Source organism: Cohnella ginsengisoli (genome assembly GCF_029525555.1).
Classification (GTDB): domain Bacteria; phylum Bacillota; class Bacilli; order Paenibacillales; family Paenibacillaceae; genus Cohnella; species Cohnella ginsengisoli.
Genome location: NZ_JAPDHZ010000003.1, coordinates 1,397,839 through 1,419,059, shown reverse-complemented (window position 1 = coordinate 1,419,059; position 21,221 = coordinate 1,397,839). Strand labels below are relative to the sequence as shown.

Here is a 21,221-nt window from a genome sequence, read left to right as displayed (position 1 = left end):
GTTTCCTTGTCCTCTTCCGGCGACTACCGAATCGACTTAAAGCTCTCCTCCGCCGCTTCGAGCGTCCGGTCGATGTCCGCATCAGTATGCGCGGTCGTCAGGAACCACGCCTCGTACTTGGATGGCGCCAGATAGATGCCCCGCGACAGCATCTCGCGGAAGAACGCCGCGAAGCGCTCGCCGTCGGTATCCTGCGCCTCGTCATAGTTCGTGACGGGGTGGTCGCAGAAGTGCGTCGAGATCGCGCCGGCGATGCGGTTGACCGTCAGCGGCACGCCATGGCGCTCCGCCGACTCGCGCAGGCCGTCGGCCAGGCGCGTGCCGAGCGCCTCCATGCGCGCATAGACGCCCGGCTCGCGCAGCACCTCGAGGCAGGCGATGCCCGCCGCGATGGAGGCGGGGTTGCCGGCCATCGTGCCCGCCTGATAGGCGGGGCCGAGCGGCGCGACCTGCGCCATGATCTCGGCGCGGCCGCCGTAGGCGCCGATCGGCAGGCCGCCGCCGATGATCTTGCCGAGCGCCGTCAGGTCCGGCTCGATCGCCGCAAAGTCCGCGAACGCAGCCGCGTAAGTCTGCGTCGTGCCGTAGTGGAACCGGAACGCCGTGATAACCTCGTCGTAAATGACGAGCGCGCCGGCCGCGCGGGTCATGCGGCACACGTCTTCGAGGAAGCCGGACTTCGGCATCACCATGCCGAAGTTGCCGACGATCGGCTCGATCATGACGGCGGCCACGTCGTCGCCCCAAGCCTCGAGCGCGAGCCGCAGCCCTTCGGTGTCGTTGAACGGCACCGTGATCACTTCGCTCGCGATGCTGACCGGGATGCCCGCGCTGTCGGGAATGCCCAGCGTCGAGGGACCCGAGCCCGCGGCGACCAGCACGAGGTCGGAGTGGCCGTGGTAGCAGCCGGCGAACTTGACGATCTTGTTGCGCCCGGTAGCCGCGCGCGCGACGCGAATCGTCGTCATGACGGCTTCGGTGCCCGAGTTGACGAAGCGCACTTTATCCAGCGACGGAATCGCTTCCTTCAGCATGCGCGCGAGCGTGACCTCGCCTTCGGTCGGCGTGCCGTACAGCGTGCCGTTCTGCGCGGCGCGCACGATCGCCGAAGTCACGTGCGGATGCGCGTGGCCGGTGATGATCGGGCCGAACGCGGCCAGATAGTCGAGGTAGCGGTTGCCGTCCACGTCCCAGAAGTAGGCGCCTTCGGCGCGCTGCATGAACACGGGGGCGCCGCCGCCGACGGCCTTGAAGGAGCGCGACGGGCTGTTGACGCCGCCGACGATATGGCGCTGGGCTTCTTCGTATAGGCGCGCGGATTCGGGTCTTAGGTTCGAGCTTGCTTGAGGATTCGACATATAAGGGGCCTCCTGAGCGAATGGGATAGGGGTATGAAGCGAGCCAACGTGAAGAGACCGCCGAATCGGCGGTCCCCATCTTGGCGAACGTGAAATTTATGGCGTAGCGCTCGCGGATGCCGACGCGGAGCCCGAAGGCGATGGCGACGCCGCGGACGAATCCGAAGCGAGCACTTCCTGGATGTACTCGCGCAGTTTGTCCTCGTCGCGAATGCCGATCGTCGAGCCTCCGATGTTCTGCTCGACCAGGTTATCCATCGGCGGCAGCTGCGCGGAGCCGGCCTGATGCGACTTGTAGCCGAGGCTGGCGAGCTTCCACATGTCGTTGACCGACATGTTGGTCTCGATATAAGGCACGACCTTGTTCAAGATGGTCGGCAGCTTGATCAGATTCCAGCCGGACTGCAGCTTGTCGGCGACCGCGCCGAGGAAGGCGCGCTGGCGCTCGGTGCGCGTAAAGTCGCTGAGCTTGTCGTGGCGGAAGCGGACGTACTGCAGCGCATGATCGCCGTCAAGATGCTGCTGCCCCTGCTTCAGATCGATATCGTAAAGGTGCTTGTCGGCTGCCGACGTATATTTCATGTCTTTTTCCACATAAAAGTCCACGCCGCCGATCGCGTCCACCAGCTTGATGAAGCCCTGGAAGTCCGCGTACACATAATACTGGATATCAAGACCGGTCAATTCGGAGATCGTCTTCATCGACAGGTTGGGTCCGCCGATCGAGAGCGCCGCGTTGAGACGATCCGAGCCGTGTCCCGGAATCTTCACGTACGTATCGCGCAAGATCGAGAAGAGGTGAACCTTCTTTGACGTCGGATCGAACGAAGCGATGAGCATCGAGTCGGATCGAGGCGCTTCTCCCTTCGTAAGTCCCCGGTTGTCCCCGCCCATAAGCAGGACATTGACGCGCTCGGTGCCGGTCCATTCGGGCGGCTGTTCTTCAGGCTTCTCGGGCACGTTGCTGAAAATCGAGTCTTCCTTCGGTTTGTCGAGCCGGTCAAGCGCGTGGTAACCGCTGTATACGTACCACGAGGCAAAGGCGATCACGATCGCTAATATGGAGAGACCCGTATAGAGGGGCCACCTTCTCTTTTTTCGCGGCTGGCTGCGCATCCACATGTTCCCTTCGTTTTACGTTAAGATCAATCTCCTGTAAGATAACATATTGAATTATATCGTTCCCGCACGACTCGAATCAAGTTAAGTCGAATGACGGAGGAATATGGAATGTTAGCCATCGACGTACGCGATCTGCGCAAGCAGTTCAACGTTCAGAAAAACCGCGAGGGCATCGGCGGCGCGCTGAAGGATCTTTTCAAGCGCGAATACACGGAAGTGACCGCGGTCAAGGACATCAGCTTCGCGATCCCGCAGGGCGAGATCTGCGGCTATATCGGGGAGAACGGCGCCGGCAAGTCGACGACGATCAAGATGCTGACCGGCATCCTCGTCCCGACGTCCGGACATATCAAGGTCAACGGCTTCGTGCCGCACAAGGAAAGGGAAAAGTTCGTCCAGGGCATCGGCGTCGTGTTCGGCCAGCGCAGCCAGCTGTGGTGGGACATCGGCGTCATCGAGTCGTTTCGGCTGCTGCGCAAGGTGTACGGCGTCGGCGAAAACGACTTCAAGCGGCTGCTCGACGAGCTCGTCGAAACGCTGTCGCTCGGCGAGCTGCTGAACCGGCCGGTGCGCAAGCTGAGCCTCGGGCAGCGGATGCGCTGCGAGCTGGCGGCCGCGCTGCTGCACAACCCGTCGATCCTGTTCCTCGACGAGCCGACGATCGGCCTCGACATCGTCGTGAAGACGGAGATCCGCGAGTTTCTGAAACGGATCAATCGCGAGCGCGGCACGACGATTCTGCTCACGACGCACGACCTGCAGGACATCGAGGCGCTCTGCTCGCGCGTTATTATGCTCGACGACGGACGCATTATCTACGACGGCGGGCTGGAGGAGCTCAAGACCCGCTGGGGCAAAGGCCGCGAGGTCGTCTTCACGTTCGGCGACGCCGTGCGGGCGGACAGGCTGGCCGCGCTGACGGACGGCATGGACGTCAAATGGAGCGTCGGCGACGCCTTCACCGCGACGGTATGGATTCCGCTCGAGATCAACGTTTCGGAGGTGCTGTCGCGCGTCGTCGGTACGATGGAGATCAGCGACATCAAGATCATCGAGACGAATACGGAGGAGATCGTGCGCGAAATTTACCGGACGGGCAGCGCGCAGACGCCGGAGGAGACGCTGGCGGGCGGCGGACCATCAGGCGGCGGACCATCAAGCGGCGGATCGGCGGGGACATCGGCAGGGACAGCGGCAGACAGAGGAGCATCTGACGACATACCGGCTGGCGATCGATCTGGGAACAAGGCTGACGCCGATTCGAGCGCCGACAGTTCGCGGCCCACCGCACGGGCGGAGGCGACCAAGCCGTGAACGCCGCTTACTTCGAATTTATTCGCATCCGCTTTTTGACGATGCTTGCTTACCGCGTTAATTATTATAGCGGCATTATCGTTTACGCCATTAACATCGGCGCTTATTATTTCCTGTGGCAAGCGATCTACGGCGACGCCGGGACGCTGGCCGGCTTCACGGTCGAGCAGATGACGACGTATGTGGCCGTGTCATGGATGGCGCGCGCGTTTTACTTCAACAACCTCGACCGCGAGATTTCGAACGAGATCAGAGACGGCAGCGTGGCGGTGCAGATGACGCGTCCAATCAACTATTTAATGGTGAAAATGATGCAGGGCTTCGGCGAGGGCGTGTTTCGCCTGCTGCTGTTCATGGTGCCGGGGATGATTCTGGCGACGCTGCTTTTCCACGTGACGCTGCCGACGGACCCGATGCGCTGGATCGTGTTTTTCGTCATGATCTGGTTCAGCTTTCTGATCAATACGCAGCTCAACATCTTGACCGGCTTGTTCGCCTTCTTCGTCGAGAACAACGAGGGGCTCATGCGCATGAAGCGGGTGCTCGTCGATCTGCTGTCCGGCGTCGTCGTGCCGATCGCCTTTTTCCCGGCATGGGGGCGTGCGGCCATGGATTGGCTGCCGTTCCAGGCGATCACGTATTTGCCGAGCTCGGTGTTTACGGGCCGGACGAGCGATGCCGAGACGTGGCACGCGCTGCTCATCCAAATCGGCTGGTTCGCGGTCCTCGTCGTACCGATCGTGCTCATGTGGCGGTCAGCGCGCCGACGGCTTTTCGTGCAAGGGGGCTAAAATAAATTGAGACTGTCTAGACTTGGATACACGTTCGGACTATTCAAAGAATACATCGCCAATTACGCCAAGGTGAAACTGACCTATCGCGCCGATTTCTGGGTGGAGGTCGTGAGCGACCTGCTGTTTTCGCTGACGAATTTGCTGTTCATCTTTATCGTCTTCCAGCACACCCCGACGCTCGGGGACTGGAGCGAATCCGAAGTCGTGTTCGTGTACGGCTACTTCATGATCGCGCAAGGGGTGTTCGGCGCCTTTACGAATCTGTGGAACTTCGGCGATCGCTACATCATCAAGGGGGAGATGGACCGCGTATTGACCCGGCCCGCCCACTCCCTTGCCCAGGTCATGCTGGAAAACGTAGACCCGCCGTCGCTCGTCTCCTCGCTCGTCGGGCTCGCGATCATGGGCACGGCGTGGGGCAAGCTCGGGCTCGCGTTCGACTGGTACGACCCGTTCGTGCTCGTCGTGATGGTGCTGGGCTCGGTGCTCATTTACACGGGAATCTACGTGACACTGGCGGCGATCTCGTTTTACTCGGACGCGCCGACGGGCATCATCCCGCTCATGTACAACATACAGAGCTACGGCCGTTATCCGGTGCAAATCTACAACCGGGGCATCCGCTTCTTGCTCACCTGGGTGCTGCCGTTCGCCTTCGTCGGCGTATACCCGGCCATGTTCTTCCTCGAAGCGCATCGCAGCGTCTTCATGGCCTGGATGACGCCCGTCGTCGGCCTGATCGCGGCAGGCATCGGCCTCGCGGTCTGGAACCGCGGCGTGAAGCGCTATCGGGGGGCGGGGAGCTAGCGGAAAGGAGTTTGGGGAAACACCGCTATCTCAAGCGAGTCGCGAGCTCAATGCTCTTCGGGACTATAGCGGAATAAAGTTCTGCTATGGCCTGCAGGCACACTGTCCCCGAGCCAATAAAGGAAAGAAGTTCCGCTAAGAGCCCGAGGGAAACTTCCCCCTGGACCGATAGCGGAAAAAAGTTCCGCTAAGGGCCCGCAGACACACTGCCACCTGGGCCGATAGCGGAAAAAAGTTCCGCTAAGGGCCGCAGGCACACTGCTCCTGAGCCGATAGCGGAAAAGAGTTCCGCTAAGAGCCCGAGGGAAACTTCCTCCTGGGCCGATAGCGGAAAAAAGTTCCGCTAAAGCCGGCCGGCACACCACCCCCTGGGCCGATAGCGGAAGGAAGTTCCGCTAAGAGCCCGCGGGCACACTGCCCCCCGAGCCGATAACGGATAAAAGTTCCGTTAAGGGCCGCAGGCACACTGCCCCCCGAGCCGATAGCGGAAAAAAGTTCCGCTACTTCGCACAGCATTTAAACCACGGAGACCCAAAACCTTTGCTCCCTGTTCTCACAACAATTTACCTTTTTCTCCAAGCCGATAGGTTCTTATTCGCTGGTGTCCGCCAGCCTGATCGAGCCACCCCTGCTCGGTCATCTCGTGCAAAATCGTTCGTGCATGCCGAGTACTGATACCCAGCAAATCGCCAGCCTCGGCAGGCGAGAACGGCCGTTCCAGTTTATTTGCGAATCGGACGATCTCTCGCTGTTTAAGCGGAAGGGAGAGCTCCCTTTTATCTCCGAAGTCGCCGTACATTTTCCCAAGCGTAAGCAGAACGAAACGCCTGCACTTGTTAGGCTGATCTCGGATCATATCCAGGGGCATACGGAATACGGTCCAGCCGTTCAGAACGAGGTAATTTTGTCGCTCCCGCTCGTATTCAAACGTGCGCCGGCTCGTGTGTAATCCATGCGTCTTGAAGTCGTCGATCTCCCAACCGATCTTGTACGGAGGTCTCAGGTAAGCATGGTCGATGTAAAACGAGCCCTCTCCAAATCCGGGCACCTCATAATCGGCTTGTAGATTATTCAAATTACCAACGCCCTTAAGCCATATTTCTTTTGCAAACAGCGCTTCATTAAAAGCGTGTCCTTCAAGCAGTCTGCGCAAGGATTCGCCCGACCGTCCCAGGCGCTGTCGCTCCAGCCACTTGGTATATACTTCATCCATCCAGCACATCTCCTCCTTGAAAATGGCAACAAAAACACCGCCAGCTCCGGTAGGAGAGGCGGTGTTCTTCACGCGCTAATGTTTATAGGGCAAGTATACGTTTCAGGTTCATTGCGATCAAGAAGAAATATTTCTATGGCTTTCGGGGAGTTGTAGGCGCTGGCATGGGAATGTGCAGGAAGAGGAGAGGCCGGCCCTCCAATCTCGGCCTAAGGAGGAAAACCGATGCGAATGACCGATACTGAGCTTCCTGCCGCGGCTTAACCACTTTCTCAGCCGCCACTTCGGCCGCTTCGTTCCAGTTAGTTGACCCATCCGCAAGATTGGATCGGCTACGTCAAGCAGCGGCATCCCCATACGCAGCTCCATGTTGTGGGCTGCACCTCCGTCATCCGCGGCGCCGTCGACTTCGGGCGGCTGGAGTGCGCAATACGCCGGTTTGGAGCTAGCGCGATGCGTCCCGGCTCGCATTCGTGTCGGGGAAGGCGACGGGCCGTTCGGCTTCGTCTCCGACAGGCCGCCGAGATCCGCGCGGGTTGACGGCGAGGATGTCGAAGTTAGAAGCGCCTGCGCGCGCTTTTACACCGTCGAATTGCCTGAAGGCAATGGAGAATGCTGCCTGGGGATCGAGCTCGCCGCAGCCGAAAACCCTTGAGTCGAACGGGATTCCACTCCATGACCGGATTCGCCAAACCCGCGAGGGGTGGCGAATCCGGTTGTTCTTTTCCCGGGAAATAACGTCAATTGCCGCGCCGCCGCCGACATGCTTTTACTCCTTTAACGACATCTGATACGCTATGGGGAGACCTGTAGATAAAAAGGAGAGAAGCAAGTGGAAGCAGCGCTTCAAGTCGGCTCGCCTGCGCCCGAATTCGAACTGGAGAGCGCGGAGGAGCAGGTCAGTCTGAGCCAATATCGCGGCCGCAAGGTCGTGCTTTACTTTTATCCGAAGGATAACACGCCGACGTGCACGCAGGAATCGTGCGATTTCCGCGACGCGCATCCGGCTTTCGGCGATTCCGGCGCCGTCGTGCTCGGCGTGAGCCCGGACGATCTCAAAGCGCATCGCAAATTCGCGGACAAATTCGGCCTTCCCTTCCTGCTGCTGTCGGACCCCGACCATCGGGTGGCGGAGCTATACGGCGTGTGGCAGCTCAAAAAAGTTGTACGGCAGGGAATACATGGGCATCGTTCGCTCGACCTTTCTCATCGACGAGGACGGCATCTTGCGCCGGGAATGGCGCAACGTGCGGGTGAAGGGCCACGCCGAAGCGGTGCTCGCGGCGGTCCGCGGCGAAGGCGCGTAACATCCTTTTATTTTCGCCAATTCGCGCCGCGCCGGACAAATAAAACAGCGCCATTGTCTTATTTTCCGTCGCTAATTTCTACTCACCCCAGACGGCGTTCGACCGCTTCCGCAAAAGGCCGAATCGCCTTGACGCTGTCGAAGCGGCGAAGCTATAATTACAACAATCGATTTGCGTGTATCCGGCACAGGCGCGCCCGGCGACTCGTTCGTCCGAAGCGGCGCCTGCAGACCTATTCAGGAGGCTCTGTTCATCCAGTGACTAAACATGAGCATGAAATGATCGTGGTTCTCGACTTCGGCGGCCAGTACAACCAGCTCATCGCCAGGCGGATCCGCGATCTCGGCGTGTACAGCGAACTGCTTCCCCACAATACCCCGGCGGACAAGCTCCGCGCGCTCAATCCCAAAGGCATCGTCTTCTCCGGCGGCCCTGCCAGCGTCTATGCGGAAGGCGCGCCTTCCGTCGATCCGGGCGTCTACGAGCTCGGCGTCCCGATCCTCGGCATCTGCTACGGCATGCAGCTGATCACCCATCAGCAGGGCGGCAAGGTCGAACCGGCCTCCAAGCGCGAATACGGCAAGTCGGACGTCGACTTCGTCGCCGGCTCCGATTTGATCCGCGATCTCGAGACGCGCCAGACCGTCTGGATGAGCCACGGCGATCATGTCACCGAGCTGCCTGCGGGCTTCCGCGTCGACGCCAGCACGCCGCACGCGCCGGTCGCGGCCATGAGCCACCCGGAACGCCGGCTGTACGCCGTTCAGTTCCACCCGGAGGTTCGCCACTCCGTCTACGGCAATGAGATGATCCGCAACTTCCTTTATAACATCTGCGAATGCAAGGGCGACTGGAGCATGGAGTCGTTCATCGAGGACATGATCGAGGAGATCAAGCGCGAAGTCGGCGACCAGAAGGTGCTCTGCGCGCTGTCCGGCGGCGTCGATTCGTCCGTCGTGGCTGCGCTTATCCACCGTGCGATCGGCGACCAGCTGACTTGTATGTTCATCGACCACGGCCTGCTGCGCAAGGGCGAGGCCGAGAGCGTCATGGACACGTTCGTCGGCAAGTTCGAGATGAACGTCGTCAAGATCGACGCGAGCGAGCGGTTCTTGGGCAACCTGAAGGGCGTGAGCGATCCGGAGAAAAAGCGCAAGATCATCGGCGGCGACTTCATTCGCGTTTTCGAAGAAGAATCCGCGAAGTTCGACGATTTTGCCTTCCTGGCGCAAGGCACGCTGTATACGGACATCGTCGAGAGCGGCACCGCGACGGCGCAGACGATCAAGTCGCACCACAATGTCGGCGGCCTGCCGGAGGACATGAAGTTCAAGCTCGTCGAGCCGCTGAAGGCGCTCTTCAAGGACGAAGTCCGCAAAGTCGGCGCCGAGCTGGGCTTGCCCGACGCGATCGTCATGCGCCAGCCGTTCCCGGGCCCGGGCCTCGCGATCCGCGTGCTCGGCGAAGTGACCGAGGACAAGCTCGAGATCGTCCGCGAGTCCGACGCGATTCTGCGCGACGAGATCGCGAAGGCGGGTCTCGACCGCGAGATTTGGCAGTACTTCACGGCGCTGCCGGGCATGAAGAGCGTGGGCGTCATGGGCGACGGCCGCACGTATTCGTACACCGTCGGCATCCGCGCCGTCACCTCCATCGACGGCATGACCGCCGACTGGGCGCGCATTCCGTGGGACGTGCTGGAGAAGATCTCCGTGCGCATCGTCAACGAAGTGCGGGACGTCAACCGCGTCGTCTACGACATCACGTCGAAGCCGCCGGCGACGATCGAGTGGGAATAACAAGCGAATCCCTTTTATTTGCGCCATCGGCAAATAGAAGGGATTTTTCATGACCGGTCGAGGGGAGGGCATCAAGCTGATTTATATCATTAAGTTCATTTACAGCTTCGTGCTGCCGCCGGGAATCTTCGTTCTGTCGCTGCTCGCGGCTTCGGCCTGGCTATGGAGAAAGTCGCGTCGGCCGGCGCTGCTGATCGCCGCCGTCGCGCTGCTGCTCTATCTCTCGGTCATCCCGTTAACGAGCCAGCCGCTGATCAAAGGGCTCGAAAGGCAATACGACCAACCGAACGCGGTGAGCGGCGACGTCATCGTCGTGCTGGGAGGCGGGGCTACTCGCGGGACGCCCGACCTCGGCGGCGAGGGCAATCTGTCCGGCGGCGCGGCCAACCGGCTGCTGACTGCGGTCCGGCTTCACCGGACGACGGGGCTGCCGATTCTTTTCTCGGGCGGACAAGTCTTCTCCGACAGCGGCAACGAAGCGGATATCGCCAGAAGGCAGCTGATCGAGCTTGGGGTGGCGGACAGCGACATCCTCGTGGAAAACCGCTCGCTGAACACCGAACAGAATGCCGTCTACACGGCGGCATTGCTTCGGGCGTCCGGCTTGACGCATCCGATTCTCGTCACTTCCGCTTTTCACATGCCGCGGGCCGTACGGGAATTCCGTCTGGCCGACGTCGAAGCCGAACCTTTTCCGACGGACTATCTCTCGAGCAGAGGTCGGTTCTCCTTTTACCCCGGCTTGCTCGCGCCCGGCAGCTCGGCTGCCGCCACGACGGGGACGGCCCTCAAAGAGTATCTCGGTTTGCTGGCGCTTAAGCTGCGGTGAGGCGGCAAGGATGACGGCGCAGTTCATTCCAATGTTCACTTTGATTCCGCTTTCATTATACATTTACAGTCGATTGTTTGATATATTTGCTAATTCATTAACGTAAACAATCGTTTTGGTCGTTAATATTCAGTTTTCTGTTGACACCCGACAAATTTCGGCTCTAGAATAGGCGAGTGACCATAACTTAAAACAATTGCATATCGATTCGTATATTTCCGGGGATTGGCCCGGATGTCTCTACAAGGTCACCGCAAAGGACCTGGCTACGAAAAACGCGCAAGGCGGAGCGGCGATCGAAGCGATCGCGCTCCGCGCATGAGAACGCGTTTTTATGCGGAACCTAGGAGAAGCATCTTCTAGGTTTTTTTTGGTTGTGGCGCCAATTTTAAAAGGGCGAAAGGGGGAGCTTTGGAGACGATGGAACGTTTCTTTAAGCTGAAGGAGTTCGGTTCGAACGTACGCACGGAAATCATGGCGGGCATCACGACGTTCATGACGATGGCGTACATCCTGGCGGTCAATCCGCTGGTGCTCGGGGGGATCGGGGCTCGACACGTACGGCATCTTCCTCGCAACGGCGCTCGGCGCCGGTATTTTCACGCTTGCGATGGGCTTGTTCGTCAATTTCCCGGTCGCGCTGGCGCCGGGCATGGGGCTCAACGCCTACTTCGCGACGACGGTCGTAGCGTCCAAAGCGACAGGGCACGAGATATCGCCGTCCATGGCGCTGGCCGCGGTATTCATTTCGGGGATTATCTTCATTATTCTGACCGTCACCAAGATTCGCCAGATGCTGATCGTCGCGATCCCGGACAGCATCAAGTATGCGATCACGGTCGGCATCGGCCTGTTCATCACGATCATCGGTCTCAAAGGCAGCGGCCTGCTGACGATCTCGCTGAGCCCGTTCGCGGATTACGCGGCCGGCTCCTATAGCAACCTGAACAGCAACGAGACGATTTTCCACCTTGGCGACATTACCGAGCCTTCCGTATGGCTGACCGTGCTCGGCCTGCTGATCATCAGCGCGCTGATGGTGCTCCGCGTTCGCGGCGCCATTCTCTACGGAATCCTGCTCACGACGCTCATCGGCGCCATCCCCGGCGTGGACGTCGTCAGCTTCGACTCGCTGAAGTCCGCGGACTGGGTGCCGAACTTCAGCAAGCTGAACTTCTGGGACTTCGACTTTGCCGACCTGCTGACGACCGGTCTGCTCTCGGCCATCGCGACATTCACGTTCGTCGAGCTGTTCGATACGTTCGGCACGATGGTCGGTACGGCCAACCGCGCGGGCTTCTTCAAGGACAAGGAAAAGGGACGCAAGCTCGTCGGCAAAGCGATGCTCGTCGACGCCGTAGCCGTCAGCGGCGGCGCCATGCTCGGCACGAGCACGATGACCGCGTTCGTCGAGAGCTCCGCCGGCATCGCCGAAGGCGGCCGTACGGGTCTGACATCTTCGACGACCGGCGTGCTGTTCCTGCTGTCGCTGTTCCTCGCGCCGATCGCGCTGCTCGTGCCGTCCCCGGCGACGAGCGCGGCGCTCATCATCGTCGGCGTGCTCATGATGCAGTCCGTCAAGGAGATCGACTTCGAGGATCTCGTCGTCGGCATTCCGGCGTTCCTGACGATCGCCATGATGCCGTTCACCTACAACATCGCCAACGGCATCTCTTTCGGCATTATCTCGTACGTGGTGCTGGCCGTCATCGCGAACCTGGCCGGCAAAAAGAAATACCAGGTTCACTGGCTGATGTGGGTGCTGTTCGTGCTCGTCATCGCGCGTTATGTGTTCATCGGCGCTGAAGGGTAAGCATACTTTATCAGAAAAACTCCAAACCTTTCCTACAAAGGCTTGGAGTTTTTTTTTGTGTGTGTAAAAAAGCGTTTGTTAGATAAAATGATGCCATACGCCTCTATTCATCATTTCGGTTCATTTTCTTTCAAAGGGAGCGGAGCGAGCGAAGTGAGTCAAAATTCCGTGTTGCTATTGATTCAATCATTTGATACGGCTGCCATTCAAGCGTGGGCGTCGAAGTCAAAGCTGCAAGTCTATGCCTTTCCGGCGGGCGGCAAATGGACTGCGCTTGCGCTTAAGAACGGACTATATAGTTCTCCTAAACGCGCACAATCGCTGTCTTTAGCGCTGAACGCCGTTGTCATTGACTTTAAATTTTTTGCCGATTACTATATGGAGCTTTCTGTCTTTGATCATGGGGAGCAAATCGCTTATGATCATCGCGAAATGGGCGAGGCGGAAGGCAACAAGACAAAAATCTCTTCCTATGAGCGGTTAAAGCCCTATGCGGAAAACCCGGGCGAGATCGACTTGATTCAAGCCGAGACGGAGCATTACGAAGTGCTCGCGATTTTAAAGAGGGCATTCGCTTGGCGGGATATCGAACAATTTGAATACGATTTTTTCGCCCAATCCGATCCGGAGACACTGGAGAGGTATGAGGCACAGCAATTATCGGGGAAAAAGCCCATATCGGTCAGCAAAATAATCGTTGACGTTTGCGGGGAAGAGCTGCGAATACAAGGTTATGTGGAAGACCCCGAGAAGTCGGAACGACACGGCAAATATCATAACTTGTATTTCAAAAAAATGATCGGCGAATTTATGTATTATGTATCTTTCCATTTTGGCGAGGGTGAACTGAAGGTCGGATATCATTATCCAAGTGACCTACCGCCGGAGGAATATTTTAAGCAGGAGGCCGCAGGGCTCAAAGAAACCTACGTATATAAATCGGAAAAAGCGTTGAAGCAACAGCTGAAGCTCGCGTTGGAAAAAATACTTGCCATTGGAATTCCTTATTTGGAAGCTCAGATTCATGAAAGCTTCGATCTGAATGAAGCGCTGGAGCAATCTGCCGATCCTTATTATGAGAGCATAGGGTTTTCAGTCCGAAGAGAGACGCTCGCACAATGGATGTCTCAGGGGGCCGAATTTGGATATGAGAACAATAAATTTCGCATTATTTATAAAATGGAATCAAATCGAACCTGTCTAAACATATACCTGACCCATCAGGAGGAAAGAAGCTATTTGATTTCCGTGTTGAGTGAGATGATGGAAAACGGGCTTCTTCCTTTTAAGTTCAAGAATTATCGAGCATTGGAAGTGGAAGCATACTTTCTCGCTTTTCGCAATAAAGCCGAATTCATATCCAGACTGGAAGGTACGTACCCTTATATCGAGTTGGCATTGAACTACCTGCAAAAGAATCCTGCAAAAGCTTAACCGGATCTCACTGATCAGATCGTCATTTCTTTCGCTATGAAGCGGTAGACCTGTCAGTCTGCCTAGCGCCTCTCTGTCTCCGTTTTCGGGCAGAGAGGTTTTCTTTTTTTGTCGGTCCGACAAGGATTGACACTTTTTGAAATGGTAAGCTATGGTTGATCTATCAAGCGATCAACCGCTCGCAACGGCAAGGGAGAATATATGCTGAAATATTTCACCGCCTACAGAGGGCTGCTCGCCCTGCTCCTGCTCTGCCTCCTGATCGAAGCCGCGTACGCGGTCGCCGCTCCGCTCAGTCTGAAGTATCTGGTCGACGAAGCGTTCGTCCCCAAGGACGGCGGCGCGTTCGCCCTGATCCTTGGGCTGCTGATCGGAGCGGGCCTGCTGTCGATCGCGGCCTCCCTGTACGGAGACTATGCGCTCGGAAAATTGGTCGGCCAAGGCACCGCGAAGCTTCGTCTCGATCTGTTCGAGCGCCTTCAGCGTCAATCGATCTCCTTCTACCGGGATTACGGCACGGGCGACTTGGTCGCACGCTTCACGACGGATACCGCTTCGGTCGAACGCACCGTAGGGGCGACGGTGCCGATGCTGTTCGCGCAGACGCTCAGCGCATGCCTGGGGATCGGCATGCTGTTCGCGCTCGATTGGAGGCTGACCCTGATCATGCTCGCGGGCGCCTCGCTCATGATCGCGGGGCCCAAGCTGCTGCAGCGCAGGGCCGAAGCCGGCCAGCAGCTGCTGAAGTCGTCGCAGGAGCGCTTCATGAACGCGATCGACGAGACCGTGAAAGGACACAAGACGATCCGCAGCCTCCATCAGCAGGAGCGGGTGCGCCATCTGTCCGCTCGTCTCATCGGGGAGATGCTGAAAAACGGGTTGCGGCTCCGCCTCGTCACTTCTTGGATGGAACGTCTGCCGCTGGTGTCGCTCATGGTGCTGAACGGCGCGATGATCGGGTACGGCGGTTACCTGATCTTCCGCGACCAGCTGACGATCGGCGGCTTTATGGCTTTCTTTACGCTGTTCATGACGGTCGGCCAGTCCGCGACCAACCTGACTTATCTTATTCCAGGCATCATCGAGGCGCGGGTGAGTTTCGCCAGGATCGGCGAGCTGTTGACGCGAGAACCGGAAGTGCCGGAGCCTGCCGAGCCTCGTTCGCCCATGGCTCCGATTCGGGAGATCGCGATGGACGGCGTCACCTTTGGCTACGAAGCGGGAACTGACCAGCTTCGCGGCGTGTCGCTCGGTATTGCGGGCGGCAGCTACACGGCGTTCGTCGGGGCCAGCGGTTCAGGCAAGAGTACGGCGCTGCAGCTGCTTGCGCGGCTTTACGACCCGAGGCAGGGGCAAGTCGCGATGGACGGCGTCGACCTGCGCGAGATCGGGGAGCGGCGGCTGCGGGAGCTGGCGCTTCTTGTCGGACAGGACACGTTTTTGTTCAATGCGTCCGTCCGGGACAATCTGCTGCTGGACAAGCAAGGCCTGAGCGAGGCCGACGTGAACGACGCGGCGCGCAAGGCAGGCTTGCAAGAGGCGGTCGCGCGTTGGCCCGAGGGACTGGATACGATGGTTCGGCAAGAGGGCGGCAGCTTCTCCGGCGGCGAGCGCCAGCGCATCGCGCTGGCCCGGGCGCTGCTTCGCGATCCTGACGTGCTGCTGCTGGACGAAGTGACCTCGGCGCTGGACCCGGCGTCAGAAGCGCTGGTGAACGAGCTAATCTTGTCGTTGCGCGGGCGCAAGACGGTCGTAGCGGTGACGCACCGGCTGTCTGCGGTCGTCGAGGCGGATCGCATCCATGTGTTCGACCGGGGCGAGGTGGTCGAGAGCGGCACGCATGAGGATCTGCTCAGCCGCGGCGGCGCTTATGCGCGGTTGTGGGAGAAGCAGCAAGGCTTCCGGCTGTCCGAGGACGGCTTGCATGCGGACGTGAATACAGGCTGGCTGGCGCGGCTGCCGTTTTTGGCCGGCGTCGATGCCGGACTGCTGGGCAGTCTGTCCGCCGCCTTCTCGACGCAGACGTGCCGGGAAGGAGAGGCGATCGTCCGGGAAGGCGAGGAAGGCCATACCTTCTATATTATCGTGCGCGGCAAATTCGAAGTGACCAAGCAGTTTGAAGATTCCGGCGAACGACGCGTCGCGACGCTCCAGGACGGCGATTATTTCGGCGAGATCGCGCTTATGAAAGAAGTGCCGCGGACCGCCACCGTGCGCGCGTTGGGTCCTTCCGTGCTGCTGTCGATGCGCCGGGAAACGTTTCAGCGGCTGCTGAGCGGTTCGACGCAGCTTCGCGACGAATTGAGCCGCGCCCTCGAGCGGAGAGCTTGAGCGGCAGGATGCGAAAGGAGAGGTTTATATGACGGCGCTGCAATGCGCGGTATGCGCGACGGATGACGATTTTGCGCAAGCCAGCCTGTTTCTGCTCGAACATATGCGCGACGTGCATCCTTCCTTTTCGGTGCTCGATACGGTTACCCTCGCCTATCACTACATCGCCGAGGGATCTATCGTGTTGGTGAGAGAAGGCGAAGAAGCGGTGGGACTGGGCGCTTACTACCACGGGACGAGGGAGGAAGCGTTCAACGACAAAGAGATCGCGCTGATCGACCTGGCACTCGCCGTCCGCTCGCATCGGGGGGACCCGCGTATTTCTGGACGGCTTCGGCTTTACGATTCGATCGATCGCGGAGCGGCATCCCGAGGTGCGGGAAGTACGGCTGTCCGCGCAATCCGACAACAAATACCTGAACCGGCTTTACGCGAAGTTCGTCCGGCCTTACGGCGCGCGTAACGGCGCTTTGGGCGAAGAGACGCTTTACGCAGGCGATATCGAACACATTCTGTCTATGCTCGGCAAATGGAATCGTGTATAGTTGAGATGGATGCATATCCAATTTTTGTCGAAGGAGGTCGAGAACATGTTCCCGGTTCCCCCAACGATCGATAAGGGCGACAAGAAGGGCAGCGGTTTCGGCAGAATCGTCATCGTGAATGACAATCTCCGCGCTAAGCCGCAGCAGTAAGAAGTCGGGCCGCTCCGCGCAGAAGACGGCGGAGCAGCTTCGTTCCATCAAGAACGGGAGGTAGAGACGGTGAACGGCAGAGCGTTTCTCCATGCGAACTGCATATTCAGGCGCTGCGAGCTGGAGATGGACCACGCCTCCTACCTCCGTTATTTAATATCGCGTCACGCCAGTCTTCGTCTCCCTTATTCGTTTGCGGTCAAACTAAGCTTTCTCGCGAGTCCGCTCGTGCTCGGCAGGTCGACGATGATCCATTGCGAAGATACGTACGAGAACGTAGGCGCCTATGGATTCGCTTATGGCACCGGACCGGGCGAATACGAGGATCGCGAGAACTGTCAGCTTGAAGTGTTTTTTTATCGAAGAGAAGCGCCGCACGCCGGACTTGCTGCTGGCCGCGGCAAGCGAGCTTGTCGACGATATCCGCGACGGCGAGCGGCAAGTCCGGCATATCCAGTTCTGGGTGCCGTCGTTGCCGGGAGCGGACGCGGGACGCCTGCTGCGCAGAATCGCGTCTTTGCCCGGGGCGTCAAGGACCGAGGCGGGGGCGCTGACGTTGTACAAGCTCCCGCTCGACGAGCTTGAGCGATGGATTCGAATGCTGGCGTCGAAGCGGGCGGATAGACGGAAGATTCGTTAATCGCAAGACATGAGGGGTGCCGAAGGCCTTAGGGCCGAAGGCATCCTTTTGCATGACGGGCGGCGCGAGCGGGAGGCCCCTTTTGTTTAACCTCCATAATATTAAATTTACTGAAAATTTCTTAATCTAACCTTCGGCCTCGGAATTGTATGGCCAAAATCCGAACATTCGTTTTTTCAGCAATCAATAGCGTTCGCCTTTTCGTTTGACAGAGATGTGAGGTTTGGGTTAAACTAAAAACCGGCAAACACAATCGGAATCGCTCGTATATTATCGGGAATAAGGCCCGATCGTCTCTACCCGGAGACCTTAAATTTCCGGACTACGAGCTCTCGGACGGACGATAGGCGGAATGCGGGACGATCCCTCGCGGGAAGGAACGCGTTGCGCCTTTGCGGCGCCTGGGAGCGAAGCCGGGAATATAGGGATAGAGACGGGGTTAGACGGAGGGCCGATAGCGGCCGGAAGTCGCCCTTTTTTTGCGCTTTAAGCCGGTTCGTGCCGGAGGATCGCCGCCTCGCGCGGACGGATTCGCGGACCGGACAGGTTGCGCCTGAATTTGTGCAATAATGACAATGAGGAAAGCTAACGGGGGAAAGGGTGGAACCATGTCGGCAATCGTCGGGGTCATCATGGGCAGCACGTCCGATTGGGAGACGATGAAGAAGGCGTGCGAGGTGCTGGACGAACTGAACGTCCCCTATGAGAAAAAAGTCGTATCGGCGCATCGTACGCCGGATCTGATGTTCGAATACGCGGCATCCGCGGCTGATCGCGGGCTTAAGGTTATCGTCGCCGGAGCCGGCGGCGCGGCGCATCTGCCCGGCATGGTCGCCGCGAAGACCGTCCTGCCCGTCATCGGCGTGCCCGTGAAGTCCGCCGCCTTGAACGGGCTGGATTCGCTCTTGTCGATCGTGCAGATGCCTGGCGGCATCCCGGTCGCGACGGTCGCGATCGGCGCGGCCGGCGCCACGAACGCCGGCCTGCTGGCGGCGCAGATCGTCGGCGCGTTCGACGCCGACGTGCAGGCGCGCGTCGCCGCGCGTCGCGAGCGGATCACGCAGGACGTGCTGGACAACGCGGTGCTGCCATGAGCGGCCTTAATCGCGAGCTTGAAGGACTGCTGAGCGGCGAAGGCGAGGCTTGCGGCGTCGACGGCTGCGGGCCGGCGGGCGGCATGCAGGACGCGGGAGCATGGGTCGACGCCGCGCAAGGCGGAGCGGCGCACGAGCGTGCCGCGGAGGGTGAAGCCGGCATCCAGCCCGGCGAAGCGACGGCTGCCGGCGCGAAGCCGGCCCGGCCGATTCTGCCCGGCGCCACGATCGGCGTGCTGGGCGGCGGGCAGCTGGGCCGGATGCTGGCGCACGCGGGCAGCCGGATGGGCTACCGCTTCGTGGCGCTCGACCCGACGCCGGACGCGCCATGCGGCCAGACGGCCGAGCAGATCGTGGCCGGCTACGCCGACCGCGACGCGGCGCGCGAGCTGGCGCGGCGCAGCGACGTCATCACGTACGAGTTCGAGAACGTGGACGCGGACGTCGCGGCGATGCTGGAGGCGGAATCGTACGTGCCGCAGGGCAGCGCCCTGCTGCACACGACGCAGCATCGGCTGCGCGAGAAGCGCGCCATTGAGGCGGCGGGCGCGCGCGTCGCGCCTTATGCCGAGATCGCGAGCCTCGCCGACCTGCAGGAGGCGGCCGAGCGCCTCGGGCTGCCCGCCGTGCTGAAGACGGCGACCGGCGGCTACGACGGCAAGGGCCAATGGGTGCTGCGCGGGACGGACGAGCTCGCTCCCGCCTGGGACGAAGCGAGCCGCGCCGGCACCGAGCTCGTGCTCGAGAAGTTCATCGACTTCGAGCGGGAGATCTCGGTCATCGCCGCGCGCAGGCCGTCGGGAGAGATCCGAACGTTCCCCCCCTGCCGAGAATATCCACGTTCGCAATATATTGCATTTGTCCATCGTGCCCGCGCGGGTGCCGGACGCCGTCATCGCCGAGGCGGAGCGCCTCGCGGTGTCGATTGCGGAGACGCTCGGCGCGGTCGGCTTGATCGCGGTCGAGATGTTCGTCGCGAAGGACGGCACGCTGTTCGTCAACGAGCTGGCGCCGCGCCCGCACAATTCCGGGCACTATACGATGGAGGCGTGCCGCACGTCCCAGTTCGAGCAGCATATCCGCGCGATCTGCGACCTGCCGCTCGGGGACACCTCGCTATTGTCGCCCGTCGTGATGGGCAATATCCTAGGCGAGCATGTCGCGCCGCTGCTGGACTGGATGCAGGCGCGCGATCCGGAGGCCGCCAGGCTTGGCGTCGCGCCGAAGATTCATCTGTACGGCAAGGCCGAGGCCAAGACGGGACGCAAGATGGGCCACGTCAACGTGCTGGCCGCGGACACCGAAGCCGCGCTCGCTTGGATCAACGAATCAACCATTTGGAGGGTCTAATCCATCATGATCGAACGCTACAGCCGCCCCGAGATGCGGGCTATCTGGACAGAAGAAAACAAATTCAAGGCATGGCTCGAAGTCGAGCTGTGCGCTTGCGAGGCTTGGGCGGAGCTCGGCCATATCCCGAAGGCGGACACCGTGCTGCTGCGCCAGAACGCCAAGTTCGACATCGACCGGATCAACGAGATCGAGCTGGAGACTCGCCACGACGTCATCGCGTTCACGCGCGCCGTATCCGAGAGCCTTGGCGAGGAGCGCAAGTGGGTGCATTACGGCATGACGTCGACGGACGTCGTCGACACCGCCCTCGGTTACGTGCTGAAGCAAGCCAACGAGATTCTCGAGCGCGACCTCGTTAACTTTATCGCGATCCTTCGCGACCAGGCGATTCAGTACAAGTCGACTCCGATGATGGGCCGCACGCACGGCGTGCATGCCGAGCCGACGACGTTCGGCCTGAAGCTCGCGCTGTGGCACGAAGAGATGAAGCGCAACCTGGAGCGCTTCCGCAGAGCCGCGGACGAAGTCCAGTACGGCAAAATGTCCGGCGCGGTCGGTACCTACGCCAACCTCGACCCGTTCGTCGAGCAGTACGTATGCGACAAGCTCGGCATCAGCGCGGCGCCGATCTCCACGCAGACGCTGCAGCGCGACCGACACGCCGAATACATGGCGACGCTGGCGCTCATCGGCTCTTCGCTCGACAAGTTCGCGACCGAGATCCGCGCGCTGCAGAAGAGCGAGTTCCGCGAAGTCGAAGAGCCGTTCGCCAAGGGCCAGAAGGGCTCGTCGGCGATGCCGCACAAGCGCAATCCGATCGGCTGCGAGAACATCAGCGGCCTCTCCCGCGTCATCCGCGGCCACATGATCACCGCCTACGAGAACGTGGCGCTGTGGCACGAGCGCGATATCTCCCACTCCTCCGTCGAACGCATCATCCTGCCGGACGCGACGATGCTGTTGAACTACATGCTGAACCGCTTCGGCAACATCGTGAAAAACCTGCAGGTTTTCCCCGAGAACATGAAGCGCAACATGCGCAGCACCTACAACGTGCCGTTCTCCGGCCGCATCATGACCAAGCTGATCGACAAAGGCTTCTCCCGCGAGCAGGCGTACGACACCGTGCAGCCGCGCGCGATGCAGGCCTGGGAAGAGCAGCGCGACTTCAAGTCCATCGTCTCCGAGACGAAAGAGATCACCGACGCGCTGAGCGCGGAAGAGATCGAGGACGCGTTCAACCCTTCGTGGCACCTGAAGCACGTCGATACGATTTTCAAGCGGCTCGGTCTGGAATAATCTCTTCCATATAAAGAAT

General features: G+C 59.9%; 14 protein-coding genes, 3 pseudogenes and 2 riboswitches. Of the genes and pseudogenes, 14 read left to right on the top strand and 3 right to left on the bottom strand.

Annotated features, from left to right (window positions below):
* Positions 1 to 23: 23 nt before the first annotated feature.
* Both OMP38_RS17755 and OMP38_RS17750 read right to left on the bottom strand, forming a co-directional pair.
* Complete coding sequence (locus OMP38_RS17755; protein WP_277566304.1) at positions 24 to 1,358, bottom strand: glutamate-1-semialdehyde 2,1-aminomutase; 1,335 nt, start codon at positions 1,356 to 1,358, stop codon at positions 24 to 26.
* A gap of 96 nt (positions 1,359 to 1,454) precedes the next feature.
* Complete coding sequence (locus tag OMP38_RS17750) at positions 1,455 to 2,474, bottom strand: LCP family protein (RefSeq protein ID WP_277566303.1); 1,020 nt, start codon at positions 2,472 to 2,474, stop codon at positions 1,455 to 1,457.
* A 114-nt stretch (positions 2,475 to 2,588) separates the two neighbouring features.
* On the opposite strand from OMP38_RS17750, the gene OMP38_RS17745 reads away from it, so the two are divergent.
* Genes OMP38_RS17745 through OMP38_RS17735 form a run of 3 tightly spaced genes read left to right on the top strand, consistent with a single transcriptional unit; the run spans position 2,589 to position 5,395 of the window.
* Complete coding sequence (locus OMP38_RS17745; protein ID WP_277566302.1) at positions 2,589 to 3,794, top strand: ABC transporter ATP-binding protein; 1,206 nt, start codon at positions 2,589 to 2,591, stop codon at positions 3,792 to 3,794.
* A 41-nt stretch (positions 3,795 to 3,835) separates the two neighbouring features.
* Positions 3,836 to 4,585, top strand: a complete 750-nt coding sequence (locus OMP38_RS17740) for an ABC transporter permease (protein ID WP_420869705.1) — start codon at positions 3,836 to 3,838, stop codon at positions 4,583 to 4,585.
* Positions 4,586 to 4,597: 12 nt separating this feature from the next.
* Positions 4,598 to 5,395, top strand: coding sequence for an ABC transporter permease (locus OMP38_RS17735; protein WP_277566856.1), 798 nt, complete (start codon positions 4,598 to 4,600; stop codon positions 5,393 to 5,395).
* Positions 5,396 to 5,948: 553 nt separating this feature from the next.
* On the opposite strand, the gene OMP38_RS17730 is transcribed toward OMP38_RS17735, so the two are convergent.
* Positions 5,949 to 6,680 carry a DNA-binding response regulator gene (locus OMP38_RS17730; RefSeq protein WP_277566300.1) on the bottom strand — a complete coding sequence of 244 codons (732 nt, stop codon included), beginning with the start codon at positions 6,678 to 6,680 and terminating at the stop codon, positions 5,949 to 5,951.
* Between the two features lie 760 nt (positions 6,681 to 7,440).
* Between OMP38_RS17730 and bcp the strand changes: the two are divergent.
* The 11 genes and pseudogenes from bcp (at position 7,441) to purB (ending at position 21,202) form a co-directional block, all read left to right on the top strand.
* Positions 7,441 to 7,915, top strand: a pseudogene (gene bcp / locus OMP38_RS17725) (thioredoxin-dependent thiol peroxidase).
* A gap of 278 nt (positions 7,916 to 8,193) precedes the next feature.
* The gene (gene guaA, locus OMP38_RS17720; RefSeq protein WP_277566855.1) at positions 8,194 to 9,714 is read left to right on the top strand and encodes a glutamine-hydrolyzing GMP synthase; all 1,521 of its coding nucleotides are present in this window, start codon (positions 8,194 to 8,196) and stop codon (positions 9,712 to 9,714) included.
* A gap of 76 nt (positions 9,715 to 9,790) precedes the next feature.
* Positions 9,791 to 10,543, top strand: coding sequence for a YdcF family protein (locus OMP38_RS17715; protein ID WP_277566854.1), 753 nt, complete (start codon positions 9,791 to 9,793; stop codon positions 10,541 to 10,543).
* Positions 10,544 to 10,731: 188 nt separating this feature from the next.
* A riboswitch (purine riboswitch) is annotated at positions 10,732 to 10,832 on the top strand.
* Positions 10,833 to 10,963: 131 nt separating this feature from the next.
* Positions 10,964 to 12,356: pseudogene (locus OMP38_RS17710) on the top strand (NCS2 family permease).
* Positions 12,357 to 12,413: 57 nt separating this feature from the next.
* Positions 12,414 to 13,790: a hypothetical protein gene (locus tag OMP38_RS17705; protein WP_277566299.1), complete on the top strand. Its 1,377-nt coding sequence runs from the start codon at positions 12,414 to 12,416 to the stop codon at positions 13,788 to 13,790.
* 201 nt (positions 13,791 to 13,991) lie between these two features.
* A complete protein-coding gene (locus tag OMP38_RS17700; RefSeq protein ID WP_277566298.1) occupies positions 13,992 to 16,121 on the top strand; it encodes an ABC transporter transmembrane domain-containing protein in 2,130 nt (709 codons plus the stop codon).
* A gap of 28 nt (positions 16,122 to 16,149) precedes the next feature.
* Positions 16,150 to 16,584, top strand: a complete 435-nt coding sequence (locus OMP38_RS17695; RefSeq protein WP_277566297.1) for a hypothetical protein — start codon at positions 16,150 to 16,152, stop codon at positions 16,582 to 16,584.
* A gap of 575 nt (positions 16,585 to 17,159) precedes the next feature.
* Entirely contained in the window at positions 17,160 to 17,456 is a 297-nt protein-coding gene (locus tag OMP38_RS17690) for a hypothetical protein (protein WP_277566296.1), read from the top strand.
* A gap of 243 nt (positions 17,457 to 17,699) precedes the next feature.
* A riboswitch (purine riboswitch) is annotated at positions 17,700 to 17,801 on the top strand.
* Positions 17,802 to 18,064: 263 nt separating this feature from the next.
* Positions 18,065 to 18,550 (top strand): 5-(carboxyamino)imidazole ribonucleotide mutase, encoded by a 486-nt coding sequence (gene purE, locus OMP38_RS17685; RefSeq protein ID WP_277566295.1) that lies wholly within the window; start codon positions 18,065 to 18,067, stop codon positions 18,548 to 18,550.
* Positions 18,547 to 19,900 (top strand): annotated as a pseudogene (gene purK, locus OMP38_RS17680) (5-(carboxyamino)imidazole ribonucleotide synthase). The gene purE and the pseudogene purK overlap by 4 nt, the downstream one beginning before the upstream one ends.
* 6 nt (positions 19,901 to 19,906) lie before the next feature.
* Positions 19,907 to 21,202 carry an adenylosuccinate lyase gene (gene purB, locus OMP38_RS17675; RefSeq protein ID WP_277566294.1) on the top strand — a complete coding sequence of 432 codons (1,296 nt, stop codon included), beginning with the start codon at positions 19,907 to 19,909 and terminating at the stop codon, positions 21,200 to 21,202.
* The last annotated feature ends 19 nt before the right edge of the window (positions 21,203 to 21,221 follow it).